Here is a 16,141-nt window from a genome sequence, read left to right as displayed (position 1 = left end):
CCTACTCAATTACGAGCTTACGGGTTAGGGGACCTTCGGGCGTATGAAGCTGTAGCAGGTACACGCCTGCCCGCTGCCCGCGGAGGTTTACGAGGCGGCCGCGGGCTTCGCTGGCGGCTGCGGCGGCCTGGCGAACAACGATGCGGCCCGTAACATCGGCTACGGTGTACGGAGCGGTGGAAAGGGCTGGGCTGCCGAGAGAGGCCAGGGAGAACTCGCCGGTGGTGCTGGGGTTGGGGTAAATTTGGAGGGCGGCCTCGGTGGCCGGGTTGCGGGTAGCCGTTACGGTGCCTACCAGCACAACGTCATCAACCGTGAGCGTGGTACCAGCCGTAATGGTTTCCGCAAGACCAGAGGTAAAGAACATTTCCAGCGTATCGGGAGCAAAGCTTTTGATGTAGGTCAGCGGGATATCCAGCAGGGTATAGTTGGGAGCCGGAGTCAGCAACACGGCATCGAAGGCCACAATGTCGGTGGAGCCGCCTTGGGTTTTGAGCAGCCCAACCGCTACCGCCGCAGAGTCTTTTAGCGCATTGTCGCCGGTGAGCTTATACCAGAACTGCAGGCGCGTAGGCCGACTGGTATAGGGCACACCGCCGCCTATATTGCCGTTGCCATTGGGGTTCACGCGGGGGCCCAGCAACAACACCCCGGGCAGCACGCCACTGCCCAGCGGTGTAGTTTTGGTCACATTCTGAATTTGTGCCGCAAAGCTACCCCCGTGCGCAACGGTAGCTTTAGTAGTAGTTCCTGTCGGGACCAGGAGTGGGGCCAGGGGTGCCAAGGGCGAAAACAGCAGGATTTCGTCGGTCCTGATCCACCCTTGAGGTGCCTCGGAGCCGCTTCGGGTTGCCCATGTTTCGAAGGTGCCATTCGGTACGGCGGCGGGCGTTTGGGCAAGGGCGGAGCCAGCAAAAAGCACGGCAGCCACGGCCGTGGCTATTCTATGTAACAGTTGTTTCATAACGAGCTTGAGGTAAGGGACGGAACAAGGCAGTTACTTATACGGTCAGTGACAACCGACTGTAAGTATCTGTCAGATAATAATATAGTGTTGACGAATATAGAAATAAACCTGTAGGATGCAAAAAGGCTTAGTGTGCGTTAAGCCTGATGCGCCCGACGCGGCCACAAACTCCCTAGCACCAAACCAGAAAGTAACCCCCCAACATGGGCGGCATTATCCGTAGCGTGGGTCTCCAGGCCACCGGCCAGACTGCTGGCCATCAGGTAAAAGATGAAGAGCAGCACCGTGCGACGAGCCGAGCGGTCGAAGGAGGTGGGGTGCAGCGCCAACGTGGCCAGCAGTAGCCCATAGAGCCCGAAAACCGCACCCGAAGCGCCCACCGAAAGCACGCCCTGCGTATGCCACCACAAGCTGAGCAGGCTGCCGCCCACTCCGCTCAGCAGATACACCAGCAGCAACCGCCAGCGGCCCGTCAGGCCCTCCGTCATCAGCCCCAGAAACACTAACGACGACATGTTCAGGAGCAAATGGGCCGGCCCGCCGTGCAGGAAGCAGCTCGTGACCAACCGCCACGGCTCACCGTGCAAAGTCAGGGGCGAGAAGTTTGCTCCCCAGCGCAATAGGTCGGCGGCCTTGGGCGCCACCACATCAGAGCCCGTCATGCCAAGCAGGGCGTAGGCCAGTAAATTCAGCCATAGCAGGATAGGCGTGATAAAGTAGCCGGGCCGAGGCCAGAAAACTCCCCGGCTGATTTCGCGCAACAGCGCCCAGCCTGTGGGTTCTGGAGCAGCAGGCGGCGCAGCTACTGGCCTAGCTGCTGGTTCGGGTAGCTCCTCCGGAATGAGGCCGCGCCGTTGCAGTTCCTGCACCGCGCCCTGTACCACGGCAGCCGGGTAGCGCTGCCCGTGCTGCGCCAGGTAGAGCAGCTCGGCATCGGTTTTCTGCGCAAATAGGCCAATGGGGTCAGGTGCAGCCATAAACGAAGGGCCGGCGGCGCGCTTCCAGGGTTGCTGAAAACTGCACTGCCGGCCCCGCGGGTGGCGTCATAAATCCTGCCAGTGGCCTAGCACCTGACAGGATTGCTGATGAGGTGGCCTAGAGGTCGGAGAGGCGCCCCTGAATAGGAGCGCGCTGCCGGGGCTTTCCGCGCAGCTCATTGCCGATGTCGGTGGCCTCAAAATCAGCTTGGTTCATGTCGCGGTCCATCATGATGAGCTGATTATCGAACCGATATTTAAAGTTATGGAGCATTGTCTGGCGCAGCACCAGGCCTTGTTGCATCAGGGTCAGGCGTTCTTCCATGATAGGGTGCAAGTGCTGGTTGTAGGCTTTGGCACGCATAAACCAACTGATGCGCTCCTGCGTGAGGTCTAGCTGACCAGGAAAGGTGCCCGCTGCTTCGTCACGCTTGGCGATATCCGTCAGGTGGGCGGCCTGGCTTTCGGCCAGCCAGTAGCGGCGGGCCATGCGTAGGTAGCGGCCCGTGGCAGTCGTATCGGCGCGGTCGGCGGCCGGGAGCTGCTGGCGCATTTCCTGCAGCCGAATCTTGGTTTGGGCCTCAAAATCGGGGAGAGGTTGGGCCTTCACGCTTTCCAGCACAATCGGAGCTGCTGGTTTAGCCGTGGCGGTTGTGGCCGGGCTGGTGTTGGTGTGGCGCAGAATCAGCCAGCCCGTCAGGCCCAGCAGCATAACTGCCAGGGCAGCTGGCAGCCAGCGCCGCAGCAAGGAGGGCTCGGGCTCCTCATACTCGAAGGGCAACGGGGCAGGAGAGGGCGGTAAGGCGGCAGGCGTAGGCAGGGCCGCACCTCGGCGGCGTAGTTCCTGGGAGGCGGCCATAATCAGAGCGGAGTGATAAAACTCGGGGTGCTCAACTAAGTAATACAGTTCCTCGTCGGTTTTTTTCAGAAAAGCGTCGGAGCCGGTAGCAGGCATAGGGAAAGAATGAAAACGGTAAAATAGGGGGTAGAGCTGCTCGGCCAAGCTCCGCGCAGTACCGGCAAGATAACCTGCGGGGCATCGGGAAAAAAGCTCCTGCGCCACTAAGTCCCAACCGCCACCGCCAGCCGGCGTATAGCCTTAAGCCGGGCTTTCACTGGCCCGTTCCTTTATTCATCTTCTTTTCTATTCGTTCTCATGAGCACTCCCACGCCCAACCCCGCCGAACAACCCGATAAGCAAACCACCGAAAATAAGCCCGCCAGCACGCCCCAAACCAACCAGCACGACCTCACGCAGGATGAAGGCGACGGCATCCGGGGCGGCTACGGCGACAGTGACCAGACCAACGGCCTGGAAGGCGGCGCCAACTCCGGCCCCGACGGTGGCCCCGAGCACAAAAGCTAGGCCACTCGGGTAACCGTAAGCGCGTAGTGCGAAGACCGCAAGGCAGCAGCGTTGGCTCTTAGGAGTAGCGCACCTGCCCTGTATTCTTCGCACTACGTGTTTATGGTGGCCTAGCGGCAGATCGGGCCCGTCGCCTATCTTGCCAGCATGAAGTGTAGTTTGCGCGTAGGCCTGTTGCTGCTGGTAGCAGCCTGGATAACCACAGAAAGCAGCTCCGCCCAGGCGCAGCCCGGCAACCCCTTGCGGCGGCTGTTGCGGCAAGATGCGGCCCTGGCCCCGGTGCTACAGCAAGCCGCCGCGCATCGGGTTCAGATTCTGTACACCCAGATACACCGCGATGCGCAAGGGCGGCCCCACTTCCGCAGCTTCCGATACCGGGTGCGGCCGCACGAGTATTTCTACCCGGCCAGTGCCATAAAGCTGCCCACGGCAGTACTGGCGCTGGAAAAGCTGCGGGCCCTTTCAGCCAACATTCCCGACCTGACGCCGGAAGCTCCTCTGCGGATAGACTCCGCCTATGCGCGGCAGACGCCCGTGCTGCACGACTCCAGTAGCGCCACGGGCCGGGCCAGCCTGGCGCAGTACATCCGCAAGATGCTGTTGGTGAGTGATAACGACGCCTACAACCGGCTCTATGAGTTTGTTGGCCCCGCAACGCTGAACGCTGGCCTGTACCGCCACGGCTTGCGCCACACCGTGCTGCGCCACCGCCTCTCCGTTGGGGATACCGACTCCACGGCCCGGCATACCAACCCGGTGGCGCTGTACGCCGATACGACTCTCACGCGCCCCTTGTATGTGCAGCCGGCCGCTTTTTTCGCGGGTAAGTGGCCTAGGCCAGTCCACAAGGGGGTACGTATTGGAGAGGCGCATATGCAAGGCAGTCAGCGCATCAATGAGCCCCTCGACTTCTCTACCAAAAACACCACCTCCCTGGCTGATCTGCAGCAGGTGCTGCGGGCCGTGCTGTTTCCGGAAGCGGTGCCCGCCCGGCAGCGTTTCGCCCTCGCGCCCTCCGATACGGAGTTTCTACGCCGCTACCTAAGCTTGCTGCCGCGCCAGAGCACGTTCCCGCACTACGACTCCACGGCCTACCCCGATAACTACGCCAAGTTTCTGCTGGCTGGCGGCCCAGCCGCTCCTTTGCCGCCGGGCGTGCGCATCTACAACAAAATCGGGCAGGCCTACGGCTTCCTCATTGATAACGCCTACATCCGGAACGAGGCGCTGGGAGTGGAGTTTCTGCTCAGTGCCGTGGTCTATACTAACTCGGACGGCGTGCTCAACGACGACCAGTACGAGTACGATACGGTGGGCTTCCCCTTCTTGCGCCGGGTGGGCGAAGTAGTGTACGCGTATGAAGTGCAGCAGCAGGCCAACCGGAAAGCTAAAAAGCGTCAGTAAAAAGGAGGCTATTCAGGGCGCTGATGATTGAATATAGATAACCGTATACTTTATGGAGGCGTAACAAAGTGCATTTATCGTTCAGCTTGCGCTAGTTGATAGTTGCTGCGAATTTATGTCTGATCCATACCACGGGCTTCCCGTCATTACTTCCGTAGGCGACTACCGCCAGCTGGTGCAAGCCAACCCGAGCCATGCGCTAGTGGATGTGGCGGCGCTGATTCCGGGCATTGTGCTCGATATTCGCTACGCTACCAACGAGAATATCTTTGGGGCGGCTGTGTACCCGGCGGCGCGGGCGCTGCTGCGGCAGCCGGTAGCCGAGGCGCTGGCAGCCGTTCAGGATTCGCTGGCTGAAAGAGGCCTAGGCCTGTGCCTATACGATGCCTACCGCCCCTACAGCGTGACAGTGCGCATGTACGAGCAAGTGCAGGACGAAAACTTTGCCGCCCCGCCCTGGCGCGGCTCCCGCCACAACCGGGGTTGCTCCGTAGATGTGGGCCTGATTGAGCTGAGCACCAACGAGCTAGTGCCCCTCCCCACCGATTTCGATGACCTGACGCCGGCCGCCCACTCGCGCTACGGCCAACTGCCGGCCCACGTCATGCTCAACCGTAGTGTGCTGCTAGCTACCATGCGTCAGCACGGTTTCATCAACTACCCCGGCGAGTGGTGGCACTACGATCATCAGCAATGGGCCGAGTTTGACCTGCTGGACTTGCCATTTGACGCAGTGCAAAGATGAAATGAGGGCATTGTCTCGTTGTGGAGTTTCAGAATGAGATAATTCCGTCGTTTCCCCATGTTCGTCTTTGTAGTTTTGCGGTAATGTTTCAATTGATTGCCCCCGGCCGCTTCCTGTTTTTACTGTTTTTGTGTTTCATCTGCCTGTTTGGCAGTCAGGTAGCTACCGCCGCCGATGCTCCGCCTAAGCGGGAGCTGCGTGGTGTCTGGATTGCTACCGTAGAAAACATCGACTGGCCTAGCAGCCGCACGCTCACGCCCGACCAGCAGCGCCGCGAGTACCGCCGGATTCTGGATAACCACCAGCGCAGCGGCATCAATGCCGTGTTTGTGCAGGTGCGGCCCGCTTCCGATGCCTTCTACCAAAGCAGCCTGGAGCCCTGGAGCAAGTGGCTCACCGGCACCCAGGGCAAGGCCCCGTCGCCGCTCTACGATCCGCTGCCCTTCCTGATTGAAGAAGCGCACAACCGTGGCATGGAGTTTCATGCCTGGTTCAACCCGTACCGCGCTTCCATGGATTCCGTGACGCGCCGGCTGGCCCCCAACCACCCGTTCCGGCAGCACCCCGAGTGGTTTTTGCGCTACAGTGGCAAGCTGCTCTACAACCCTGGCCTACCGGAAGTGCGCAACTATATCTCGCAGGTAATTCTGGATGTAGTGAAGCGCTACGACATCGACGGTGTCCACTTCGACGACTATTTCTACCCATACCCCGAAGCCGGCCAGACCATTCATGACGAACAGGCCTACGCCCGCTATAACCCCAACAACCTCGACCTGGCCGCCTGGCGCAGGGAGAATGTGAACGAGCTGATCCATACCCTGCACGATACCATTCAGAGCACCAAGCACTGGGTGAAGTTCGGTATTTCGCCCTTCGGCGTGTGGCGCAACCAAACCACCGACCCCAACGGCTCGGCCACCAAAGCCTTCCAGGGCTACGATGGCCTCTACGCCGACGCACTGGAGTGGCTGCGCCAAGGCTGGGTTGATTATGTGCTGCCGCAGCTCTATTGGAGCAGCAATTTTAAGGTGGCGCAATACCCGGTGCTGGTAGAGTGGTGGGCGCGCAACAGCAATGGCCGCCACCTCTATATCGGGCAGGGCGCTTACCGCATGCTGGAAAATACCCGCGCCGATACCACTTGGCGCAACCCGCGTGAGCTGCCCCGGCAGGTACGCGTGAACCGCTCGTACCCCACTGAGGTCAGCGGCAGCGTATTCTTCAGCTCCAAGTCGTTGCTCTCCAATCCGCTGCACACCACCGATTCGTTGCGGCAGCACGAGTTCCGGTACCCCGCACTTATACCCACCATGCCCTGGCTGGATGCAGTGCCGCCGCGCCCCGCGCAAAACCTGGTGCTCACAGCTTCGGCAGTAGCCAACACGCTCACCTGGCAGCCCAGCCCCGTGGCTTCCGATGGCGACGCGGCTGCCTACTACGTGCTCTACCGCTTCGATACCAATACACAGCCCACCCCCGACGACCCGCGCAATATTCTGGCGGTGCTGCGCCCCCAAGCCGGCCGCGGTCTGTTCTTTGCCGATACCACCGCCCGCCGCGGAGTGGCCTACGGCTACTACCTCACGGCCGTAGACCGGCTCCACAATGAAAGCTCGCCCGTGCGCGTGCTTAGCACCGGCCGCCCCGCCGAAATTGTAATGGCCCAAGCTCCTACACCCGCGCCGGCTCCGGTACCTGCCCCGCAGCCTACCGTGCCAGCACCCACGCGTCCGGTACCCACGCCTAGGCCTACCGTGGGCACATCGGCTCCCACCAAAATCAAGGTTAAGACCAAAACCAAGCGTAGAAGCGGCCTCTTAGAGCGGATATTCGGTAAACGCTAAATTGACGTACCAAGGAAAAGGGTGGCCTACGTAGGCCACCCTTTTCCTTGGTAAAAACCACACTGGCTGAGCACGAGCTTACAGCCGTATTCTTTGCGTAGTCGGTCAGGTTGGCCGCGGCCCCGTAAACCTGAGGGTTCCTTTTTGCTCACCAGCCTGGTGCCTCCCCCATACTTTATTCAGCATGCCCGACTCTAGCTCGCGCTACACCAGAGCCCTTTCATGGCTTGATCAGCACTTTTTGCAACGCCTCTACACAGACCGGGTCCGCCGACTTATTCTGCAGAGTTTTCCGTTCTGGTTTGCCTCCATTGTAGTGGGCGTGGTGGCGGTAGGGTATGAGAAGCTATTTGTGTGGGCCGAGCAAGTAAGTTTTACCTGGCTACGGCAGCAGCCGTTGTTGGCGTTTGTGCTCACACCCCTGGCCTTTTTTGTGTCGTGGGTGCTGGTACAGCGCTGGGCCCCGGCAGCACGCGGCAGCGGCATACCCCAGCTGATGGCCGGCATTGAACTCTCCACTCCCGGGCACCACCACCGCACAAGCTATCTGCTGAGCTTGCGCGTGGCCATCATCAAGGTGCTTAGCAGCGTGGCACTGTTGCTGGGTGGGGGCGTGATTGGTCGGGAGGGTCCTACCATCCAGATTTCGGCTGCTATTTTCCGGGCTATCAACCGCCTGCAGCCGGCGGGCTGGCCTCAGCTCTCCCGCCAGATTGCCTTGGTTACGGGGGGCGCGGCCGGGTTAGCGGCCGCTTTCAACACACCGCTGGGCGGCATTGTGTTCGTGGTAGAGGAGCTCACCCAAATGCACATGGCACGCTTCCGGATGGCCGTGTTTTCCGCCGTTATTGTGGCCGGCCTCACGGCACAGTCCCTGTTGGGGTCTTATCTCTATCTGGGCTTCCCGAAGGTAACGCCCCACGCCGGGTGGTTTCTGGCTACGGTGGCCCTGGTGGCCATTCTGTGTGGGCTGGCAGGGGCCTTGTTTGCCAAATCTCTGCTGTGGCTGAATGCTTACCGTAAGCGCTTTGTCTCCTTTGCTCAGCAGGCCGCCTGGGTACTGGCGTGCGGCTTGCTGCTGGCGGCCCTGGCCTACGCCGTAGGCCAGGAGGGAGTGGGTACGGGTAAGCCTATTATCAATCGGCTCCTGTTTCAGAATGATGGCCAAACGCCCTGGTACTTGTTTCCGGCTCGTTTTGCAGGCATGGCCCTGAGCTACAGCGGGGGTGGGGCCGGCGGCATCTTTGCTACTTCCTTAAGCGCCGGGGCGGTGCTCGGCGACGCCCTTTGCCGGCTGGGGCAAGTACCGCTGGAAGACCGCAATCTGCTTATCCTAGTGAGCATGGTCAGCTTTCTGACGGGTGTGGTGCGCTCCCCGTTCACGGCCGCTATCCTGGTGCTGGAAATGACTGACCGCCACTCCGCTATCTTTCAGTTGCTGCTCAGCGGCATGATGGCGCAGGCAGTGGCTTCCCTCATAGATCCGCATTCCTTCTACGAGCACCTGAAAACCGGATTCCTGCGCGAAACCCTGGCCCAAAATATAGCCCCGGCAGCCCGATCTTCCTCTAGGCCACGTGTATAGAAGCTGGTATAGCAGGGTAACTTTCAGCAGATGCTTACAGTGGGCCGCTGATCCAGGCCGTAGCTTCCTCGAGGGAAAGGAAAGCGCCCACCGTCACGTAGTGGCCTAGGTCGCGTAATACGCCATCCGTATGTAGCCGGTGTTCGGGGGCGGGCGTAGGAATTACAGCGTAGCGAGCAAAACGCGTGTCCTGTATGGTTTGAGGGAGCCATTCCCGGAGTAACCAGTCACGGTCAGCTTCATCGGGCGCCTGAGGCATAGCATGGTGGTCGGCCAGAATGGCGGTCAGCTGATGCCGCTGCAGCAGGTTGCGGGTGTGTATGTACAGGCCCCGGAATTCCAAGCTACTGAGCGGAGCGCCCGACCAATGCAGATAAACATAGGCGCCGGGTACATAATCGACGGCGCCCACGGCGTTAGAAAAGTAATGACGAGTTGGTTGCACGAGGTAGGAATTGATGCCTCGCCTAACAGGATGCGAAGCATAAAAGAGCAGGGAAACGAAAGAAACCAGTACTTTCTATAGCAAGTACAGTAAGGTAGTTTCAGGCCAAAGGTAACAGAAACACAGGTTTGCGACCCGGATAGTCAAAGCGCTTACTCACCGGTTGTCTGCTGCTGTCTAGGCCAGTAGGCGCAGTGTAGGAAGCGGTTTTCTGCCATATCTGAGCGTGGAGGCTGATATTTTGGGTGAACTAAATGGTTCTGTATATCGCCTGCGCTGCGTGATGAAAGCGAAGGAGGAATGCACGTGATACCTACTAGCCTCGGCACAACAGACAGCGCAGTGAGCCTTGCATAAAAAAAGCTCCTCCCAAATCTGGGAGGAGCTTTTTGCTTTCTACGGAAACCAGACTGGCCTAGAGCATTTTCACGGCCAGGGTCACGGCTACATCTGTGGCCGATGTACGGTTGATGCCCGTCACGGTGAAGACAACATACTGGTCTAGGCCTCGCAGGCGAGCCACGAATACGTTGCCTACCGCTACGTTATCCAGAGTCGTGAGCTGGCTGGCAGCTGCGGCCGACTGATATACCTGCCGGATGCTATTGAGCGTGGCGGCTGTGTATACAGCGGCGGTAGTAGCCACAAACTTCGTGGTGTTAAGCGCCTTCAGTTGCACGGCGTTGGTGGCTGTGCTGCTGATGCTAATATCCTTGCTGGTAGCGGCGTCGGCAGCAGCCACTGTGGTGAAGGTGGTCAGATCGAAGGCGGCCAGGTCGCCCCCGCCGGTGCCGGTGAAGGTGAGCGTAGCCGTACGGGCTGCTGCCAGCGCCGTGGTAGTGCCGGGCGTGAAGGTGGCCGCTGTAGCCGTAGCCGTCCGGATGGTAGGAGCGGCGGGCGGTACCGTGTTCTGGTAGCGCGACTTCACCTCGAAGCGGTACGTTACCTCCTGGCCACTGCTGGCAGCTGGTACGGTCACATCTACGTTGGTAGAGGTTTGCGCGCCGGTTTGTGCCGCCGTGCCAGCTGGTAGCCGCACCGCTTTCAGCGCGCGACGCTCAGCAGCCGTCCCCACTTTCACATAGGTCACTAGGCTATCGAGGTTGCTGTAGAGCGTGCCCGTTGTGGTAAGTGCTGTGGCCGTATTGATGCCGCCTTGGTTCAGCAGAATATTGTAGCGCACTACGTCGCCGGGAACAGGCGTCGCGCCGGCCGGTGCCGTTACGTTCGTGGTGGAGTTTACCTTGATGGTAGGCGTAGCTTCGGCCAGACGGAAGGCAAACGAGCGGGTTTTGGTCTGGCTATTATCCGACACCACTACAGCATCTACGCGCACGTTGGCCTTGTTCTGGCCGGCGGGCACGGTGTAGTTTACCACCAGCGTATCGGCCTGCTTGCGCTTCGAGAAGGCGGCTTTGTACGGAATGGTTTGCACCACCGTGGAGTCGCGGCCGGGCTCTACTTTCTGCAGAATCCGGATTTCGCGAATGGGCGCGGTCTGCTGTGCAAACTGCAACTCAAACTGCACCACTTCGCCGGGAGCGTATTTGGTGGCGGTGCCCAGGGCGTTAGCCAGGAACGTGGGATACTGAGGACCTATTTCGTCGTAATAGGTATCGATTTCTTTTTCGCAGCTGGCCAGCGCTAGGCCACCTACTACGGCCAGCAAGCCCGGAACCAGGCGGCGGAATGTTATATGCTTCATGGAGAAAAGTCCGTTAGAAGATCAGGAATGTGTACTACTGGCCGGCACTAGGGCCGGTCCCACCACAGCGGCTTTGTAATGTAGTCGTCGTTGTTGGCGGCGCCGGCTTCAGCGAAGAGATTGCTGATAGCCTGCGGGTTGTAGAGCACTTCGGTAGCGCCCGGCAGCATGCGGCGGGGCCAGCGGTCCTTGTAATCGGGCTTGAGCGCCAGCACCGAGTTGGCGTTGGCGGGGTACTGCAGGTTCACATAAATTTCGGGGCTGAAATCATAGCGGCGCATATCCGACCACGACTCCGGATTCAGGAACATGGCAATGTACTTCTGCTCCATAATGCGCTTTAGGCTCAGCTCGGCAGTGGTCTGGGCCACGGCGGCGCTGTTCATGTAGGCATCAATCTGGGCAGTCGTCAGCACCGGGAAGGTGACGGCGGGGTTGCCATTCGAGCCACCTGCACCAATCTTGGTGATGTGTGCCCGGATACCTTTTTTGTAGGCATCCAGAGCACGGGTCAGGTTACCCGATTTGAAAGCAGCCTCTGCTTCAATGAACTTCACTTCGTGGTAGCTCAACACCTCAAAGTAGCCCAAATCACGGGCGTACCAGGAGCTGTAGAAGTCGGTGAAGCCGTTCACGATGTTGCTGGTAGCTGCTCCGCCCACGCCTGGGTCGGCGCCCGTGCTGGTAGCCGTAGCCATAATGGTGAAGCGCGGATCCACGATACCTGGGTAGGCCGCGCCGGCGGCATTACCGTTCAGATACTTGATGATGTTGCTGGAAAAAGTAGCCGTGGCATAGTTGTTCCGCGTGGTGCCGAAGATGTTGGTAGTACCCGTGAGCGGGGCCACCGCCGCCTGAAACTGCAGCTGTGCGTCGTCAGCGGAGCTGGTCATGCTCTTGTCCACGAGAGCTAGAATCTGGGCTGGGCTGTAGGTGCTTTTCTTGCTCAGGTGGTTGAGCTGGCGCGCCTTCAGACCATTGGCAAATTTAATCCACTTGGCTGGGTCGCCTTTGAACAGAATATCCCCCGAAATGGCAGGCGACGTGATGTACAGCGGGCGAAACTCCTGGGCCGCAGGCGTCTGCATGAGGGCAATGCCTTCGTCGCAGAGCGTCTGGATGTTCTGGTAAATCTGCTCCTGCGGGTCATACACGGGTGTGTAGTTCGCGGCGCCCTGGTAGGCCTGCGAATACGGAATATCACCGAGCATGTCGGTGGCGTGCGCCATCAGCATAGCCTGAATGATCTTGCCGGCTCCTACATACTGCGGAGAGCCTTCTTTCTCGGCAGCAGCGGCCATCGTCGGGATGTTGCCGCCGGAGTAGTAGTAGCTGTAGTTGAAGGTATTGGTGCTGTTGCCGTTGCTGAGCACAAACTGGTCGGTGCTGCTAGCCGGAGATTTGCGCACCGTGTACTGCGTGATGTACGTAGTGGTGAGCGCGGTGAACATCTGCGTCTGGATGGCCTGGGAGATGATACCGGGCAGCAGATAGTTCGGGGTGGAGGTAATGGGGTTGTTGGGGTCCGTGTTGGAATCCAGGAAGCTCTCACAGGATGTGAGCGTGGCCCCACTCCCAAGGAGTAGGCCTAGAAAAAGCAGATATCGTTTCATTGAATTGTCGTAAGTCGTAGAGCCTGTAGGCCAGTATCCTAGGCCAGGTAGCGCATAGCAAGCGGCTACTCTGTCTTTAGTCTAAAGGCAGCAGGCGCTGAGTTTAGAATTTCACCCGCAGGCTCATGTCTACGCCGCGCGTACCGGGCACGCTGCCGTAGTCGAAGCCGCTGGAGCCACCGCCGCGCACGCCGGCACCGGCCGCTGCCGTTTCCGGATCGACGCCGCTGTACTTGGTGAGCAAGAGTAGGTTGCGGCCCGTAACGGCCAGCTCAACGCCCTGCACGGCTTTGGAGTTCGTGAACAGGGTAGAGGGCAGGTTATAGGTCAGGGTCACGTAGCGCAGGCGCGTCCAGGAGCCATCTTCAATGAAGGGCGTACCTACCGCTCCCAGAATGTTCTGGTAGTAGCTCTGCGTAACTTCTACCTGGCGCGTGTTGGGCGTGTACGAACCATCGGCCTGGGCCACTACGCCCGAGAATACCACTTGCTTGTAGCGGTCCAGTGTCCGCTCGCTCAGGCCCTGGCGGGTAGCCAGCCAGTCGTTGCCGTTCACCACTTTGCCACCCTTGCGGAAATCGAAGAGGAAGGCCAGCGAGAGGTCTTTGTAGCGGAAGTTGTTGGTCACCTGCACCGTATAATCGGGGGCGCGGTTGCCAGCATACACAAAGGTGCTGGTGTTGATGAGCGGATAGCCTGTGGTAGGGCTAATCAGGATTTGCCCATCAGGAGCGCGCTGGAAATCCAGGGAGCTGATGGAGGAAATTGGCTTGCCGGGGAAGGCGCCGCCCCGGGCTACATCAATAATAAAGGCGTCCGACTGGTACACTTCCGTCAGGAAGCCGGGCAGCTTGGTGGCCTTGTTGCGGTTGGCGTAGAAGTTGGCGTTAACATCCCAGGTAAAGCCGCCGACGTTTTCCACCGGGGTACCACGTAGGGCAACTTCGAGGCCACGGTTGGTTACGGTGCCGCCGTTGATGTACTGCAGAATGAAGCCGGTAGCCTGGCTCACGCGCGGCGCAATCAGCTGGTCGCGGGTGTCTTGCTGGTAGATGTTGGCTTCCAGGCCCAGGCGGTTCTTCAGGAACTGCAGGTCAATGCCCAACTCGTAGGCGCGGGTGCGCTCCGGCACCAGCAGACGGTTGGAGCCAAAGAAACCATTGCGGAAACCACCGCCGATGTAGGTGGCCTGCGCCAGCGGCGAATCGACGCGGTAGGGGCCGGTGTCTTTGCCGACTTCGGCAATTGAGCCCCGGATTTTGCCGTAGTTCAGCCAGGGGTTCTGGTCTAGGCCTAGCAGCTTGGTAAACTGCCAGCCAAGTGCCACGGAGCCGTAGCCAAAGGAGCGGCCGAAGTTCTTGTTCTCACCTGGCCTAGGCAGCGTAGACGACTGGTCGATACGGCCGTTCAACTCCACATTTACCTGCTGCAGCAAATTGATGTTCAGGCGGGCAAAGTTGCCAATCAGTCGCCGCTCTGTATTGGTAACAAGCGTATTGCGATTGACCGTGTTGTTGATGGACGGGATAACCGGGAATGGATTCAGGAAAATCAATCCGAGGTTGTCGGTAGTTTCCGCCCGGCTCATTTCCACGGTGTTGCCCAGCGTGAGGGCACCGTTCACATTCTCATTCAGCTCGTGCTTGAGCGTGACGAGGAAGTTGGAGTTGAGCAGCCGATTCAGCGTAGAGGTTTCTCCCACGCCACCGTCCTGGTTGCCGGACTGGGAAGTACCCACCGCCCGGATGGAGCGGTCCTTCTGCACATAGAAGTCGGTGCCGATGTTGTAGCTCAATGCCAGCCACTTGTACAAATCCAGCGTAGTCTGGATGTTGCCGATAAAGCGGTTGGTGCGGGTAGTCTGGGGGTTGCGGTTGACCGTGAAGTACGGGTTGTCGGCGTCGTTGGCCGAGGTACCCGTGCCCAACAGACGACGGCGCGTACCGTCGGGGTTCAGGTAGTTGCGGGCATCGTCGTTGCGGGGCCAGCTCAGTAGGCTCACGAGGTAGCCACCGGTGCTAGCAAATAAGCCAGGCCCTTGCAGTGGTGTGCGGCCGCCCACGTTCAGGTATTGGGCCGAGCCCGTTACGCTGAGCTTATTGGTGAGCTTGGCCGTGCCGGCTAGGCGCAGGGTGGTTTTATCGTAGAGGCTGGTAGGTACTACGCCCGAAACATCGGTGCGGGAACCGGAGAACAGGAAGGTGTTCTTGTCGGTGCCGCCCGACATCGTCAGGTAGTGCTGCCAGCTTTTGCCCGTCTGGAAAAAGTCGCCCAGGTTATCATATACCTGCTCGCCGGGCTGAAAGCGCGGCCCGAAGGAGTTGCGCGTGGAAGCATCAAATACGCCATTGGCGCCCTGCTTGTACTGGTCCTGGAGCTTGGGCAGGCGGTTTACTTCATCTACCGAAAACTGCGTGCGGTAGTTGATGGTAGCACGACCAGCCGAGCCTTTTTTGGTTGTGATAATCACGGCACCGTTGGCGGCGCGTAGGCCATAAATGGCCGCCGCAGCCGGGCCCTTCAGCACCGTCATGCTCTGGATATCTTCGGGGTTCAGGTCGCCAGCGCGGTTCTGGTTGGCCGTAGAGCGGCCCAGCAATCCGTTGAAGCCTGAGCCGCCACCTGGCGCCGTGCTTTCCACGAACGAGTTGTTGTCCATGATGATGCCATCCACCACAAACAGCGGCTGATTATTGGCATCCAGGGAGTTGCCACCTCGAATTACGATGGCTGCGCCTTCGCCGGGCGCGCCACCGGAAGAGGTAATCTGCACACCCGCTACTTTGCCCTGCAAGGCATTCACGATGTTGGTCTGGCGGGATTCTACGAGCTCCGAGCCCTGCACCTGGGGGGCGCTGTAGTTGAGGTCGGTGCGCTCCTGCTTCAGGCCGTAGCCCGTCACCACTACTTCGTTCAGACTCTTGGAGTCGGGTGCCAGCGAAATGCTGGCCGTGGTGGCATTGCCTACGCGGTACTCCTGGCTGGTGTAGCCGATGAAGCTAAACACCAGCGTACTGCCCTCCGGTACATTCGGCAGGGAGTAGCGGCCTTCGGAGTCGGTTTGGGTGCCCTGGGTGGAGCCTTTTACCAGCACGTTCACGCCGGGCAGGGGCTGTTGGTCGTTGGAGCCAACCACCGTGCCCGTTAGGGTACGGGTGGCCGCTGTTTGGGCGTAGCTCGGCGGTGAAGCTAACAGCACCCCCAAGGCCAGAGGAGACCATAGAAGTTTTTTCATGCGAAGAAAGTGTGTGAGAGGATGGGGAAAGGAAGGTAGCTACTGAAGGCAGAAAGAGGCCTAGAACAGCTAAAGTGGGAATTGGCGGCAGTCCAATCTTTCGTAAAAAGAGAGCAGAACCTCAGAAAATACCAAAAAGAAGGAATAGCAGCCGCGGAAGTAGAGAGAGCGCAGTAATTGTGCTGGTTTTTGCCAGGAAAAACCAAAAAAATGTCTGCTAAAACTACAGGAGCGAAATTCAGAAACCAACTA

General features: G+C 59.5%; 12 protein-coding genes. 5 read left to right on the top strand and 7 right to left on the bottom strand.

Annotated features, from left to right (window positions below; genetic code table 11):
• Position 1 precedes the first annotated feature (1 nt).
• From CFT68_RS12080 to CFT68_RS12070, 3 genes are all read right to left on the bottom strand, one after another.
• Complete coding sequence (locus CFT68_RS12080) at positions 2–964, bottom strand: T9SS type A sorting domain-containing protein (RefSeq protein WP_088843821.1); 963 nt, start codon at positions 962–964, stop codon at positions 2–4.
• Between the two features lie 140 nt (positions 965–1,104).
• Complete coding sequence (locus tag CFT68_RS12075) at positions 1,105–1,944, bottom strand: rhomboid family intramembrane serine protease (RefSeq protein ID WP_088843820.1); 840 nt, start codon at positions 1,942–1,944, stop codon at positions 1,105–1,107.
• Between the two features lie 118 nt (positions 1,945–2,062).
• A complete protein-coding gene (locus CFT68_RS12070; RefSeq protein WP_141106538.1) occupies positions 2,063–2,899 on the bottom strand; it encodes a hypothetical protein in 837 nt (278 codons plus the stop codon).
• A 201-nt stretch (positions 2,900–3,100) separates the two neighbouring features.
• Here CFT68_RS12070 and CFT68_RS12065 point away from each other — a divergent pair, with 201 nt between their 5' ends.
• The 5 genes from CFT68_RS12065 to CFT68_RS12045 all read left to right on the top strand — a co-directional run bounded on the left by CFT68_RS12065 (position 3,101) and on the right by CFT68_RS12045 (position 8,891).
• Positions 3,101–3,310 (top strand): hypothetical protein, encoded by a 210-nt coding sequence (locus CFT68_RS12065; RefSeq protein ID WP_088843818.1) that lies wholly within the window; start codon positions 3,101–3,103, stop codon positions 3,308–3,310.
• Between the two features lie 147 nt (positions 3,311–3,457).
• Positions 3,458–4,714, top strand: coding sequence for a serine hydrolase (locus CFT68_RS12060; protein ID WP_088843817.1), 1,257 nt, complete (start codon positions 3,458–3,460; stop codon positions 4,712–4,714).
• 115 nt (positions 4,715–4,829) lie between these two features.
• The gene (locus tag CFT68_RS12055) at positions 4,830–5,459 is read left to right on the top strand and encodes a M15 family metallopeptidase (protein ID WP_088843816.1); all 630 of its coding nucleotides are present in this window, start codon (positions 4,830–4,832) and stop codon (positions 5,457–5,459) included.
• Between the two features lie 83 nt (positions 5,460–5,542).
• Complete coding sequence (locus CFT68_RS12050; RefSeq protein ID WP_088843815.1) at positions 5,543–7,306, top strand: glycoside hydrolase family 10 protein; 1,764 nt, start codon at positions 5,543–5,545, stop codon at positions 7,304–7,306.
• 184 nt (positions 7,307–7,490) lie between these two features.
• Entirely contained in the window at positions 7,491–8,891 is a 1,401-nt protein-coding gene (locus CFT68_RS12045) for a chloride channel protein (protein WP_088843814.1), read from the top strand.
• 34 nt (positions 8,892–8,925) lie between these two features.
• On the opposite strand, the gene CFT68_RS12040 is transcribed toward CFT68_RS12045, so the two are convergent.
• From CFT68_RS12040 to CFT68_RS12025, 4 genes are all read right to left on the bottom strand, one after another.
• Positions 8,926–9,336 carry a hypothetical protein gene (locus CFT68_RS12040; protein ID WP_141106537.1) on the bottom strand — a complete coding sequence of 137 codons (411 nt, stop codon included), beginning with the start codon at positions 9,334–9,336 and terminating at the stop codon, positions 8,926–8,928.
• 415 nt (positions 9,337–9,751) lie between these two features.
• Complete coding sequence (locus CFT68_RS12035) at positions 9,752–11,041, bottom strand: hypothetical protein (protein ID WP_088843812.1); 1,290 nt, start codon at positions 11,039–11,041, stop codon at positions 9,752–9,754.
• Between the two features lie 47 nt (positions 11,042–11,088).
• Positions 11,089–12,654, bottom strand: coding sequence for a SusD/RagB family nutrient-binding outer membrane lipoprotein (locus tag CFT68_RS12030; protein WP_088843811.1), 1,566 nt, complete (start codon positions 12,652–12,654; stop codon positions 11,089–11,091).
• 103 nt (positions 12,655–12,757) lie between these two features.
• Entirely contained in the window at positions 12,758–15,889 is a 3,132-nt protein-coding gene (locus tag CFT68_RS12025; RefSeq protein ID WP_088843810.1) for a SusC/RagA family TonB-linked outer membrane protein, read from the bottom strand.
• Positions 15,890–16,141: the final 252 nt, after the last annotated feature.

The sequence above is a fragment of the Hymenobacter gelipurpurascens genome, assembly GCF_900187375.1.
GTDB lineage: Bacteria > Bacteroidota > Bacteroidia > Cytophagales > Hymenobacteraceae > Hymenobacter > Hymenobacter gelipurpurascens.
The sequence above is the reverse complement of the archived record's forward strand: the minus strand, read 5'-3'. Positions and strand labels throughout refer to the sequence as shown.

Bases quoted from the DNA above. Each gene is read 5' to 3' on its own strand.
- CFT68_RS12080 (WP_088843821.1), bottom strand. From the start codon at position 964: ATGAAACAACTGTTACATAGAATAGCCACGGCCGTGGCTGCCGTGCTT.
- CFT68_RS12075 (WP_088843820.1), bottom strand. From the start codon at position 1,944: ATGGCTGCACCTGACCCCATTGGCCTATTTGCGCAGAAAACCGATGCC.
- CFT68_RS12070 (WP_141106538.1), bottom strand. From the start codon at position 2,899: ATGCCTGCTACCGGCTCCGACGCTTTTCTGAAAAAAACCGACGAGGAA.
- CFT68_RS12065 (WP_088843818.1), top strand. From the start codon at position 3,101: ATGAGCACTCCCACGCCCAACCCCGCCGAACAACCCGATAAGCAAACC.
- CFT68_RS12060 (WP_088843817.1), top strand. From the start codon at position 3,458: ATGAAGTGTAGTTTGCGCGTAGGCCTGTTGCTGCTGGTAGCAGCCTGG.
- CFT68_RS12055 (WP_088843816.1), top strand. From the start codon at position 4,830: ATGTCTGATCCATACCACGGGCTTCCCGTCATTACTTCCGTAGGCGAC.
- CFT68_RS12050 (WP_088843815.1), top strand. From the start codon at position 5,543: ATGTTTCAATTGATTGCCCCCGGCCGCTTCCTGTTTTTACTGTTTTTG.
- CFT68_RS12045 (WP_088843814.1), top strand. From the start codon at position 7,491: ATGCCCGACTCTAGCTCGCGCTACACCAGAGCCCTTTCATGGCTTGAT.
- CFT68_RS12035 (WP_088843812.1), bottom strand. From the start codon at position 11,041: ATGAAGCATATAACATTCCGCCGCCTGGTTCCGGGCTTGCTGGCCGTA.
- CFT68_RS12030 (WP_088843811.1), bottom strand. From the start codon at position 12,654: ATGAAACGATATCTGCTTTTTCTAGGCCTACTCCTTGGGAGTGGGGCC.
- CFT68_RS12025 (WP_088843810.1), bottom strand. From the start codon at position 15,889: ATGAAAAAACTTCTATGGTCTCCTCTGGCCTTGGGGGTGCTGTTAGCT.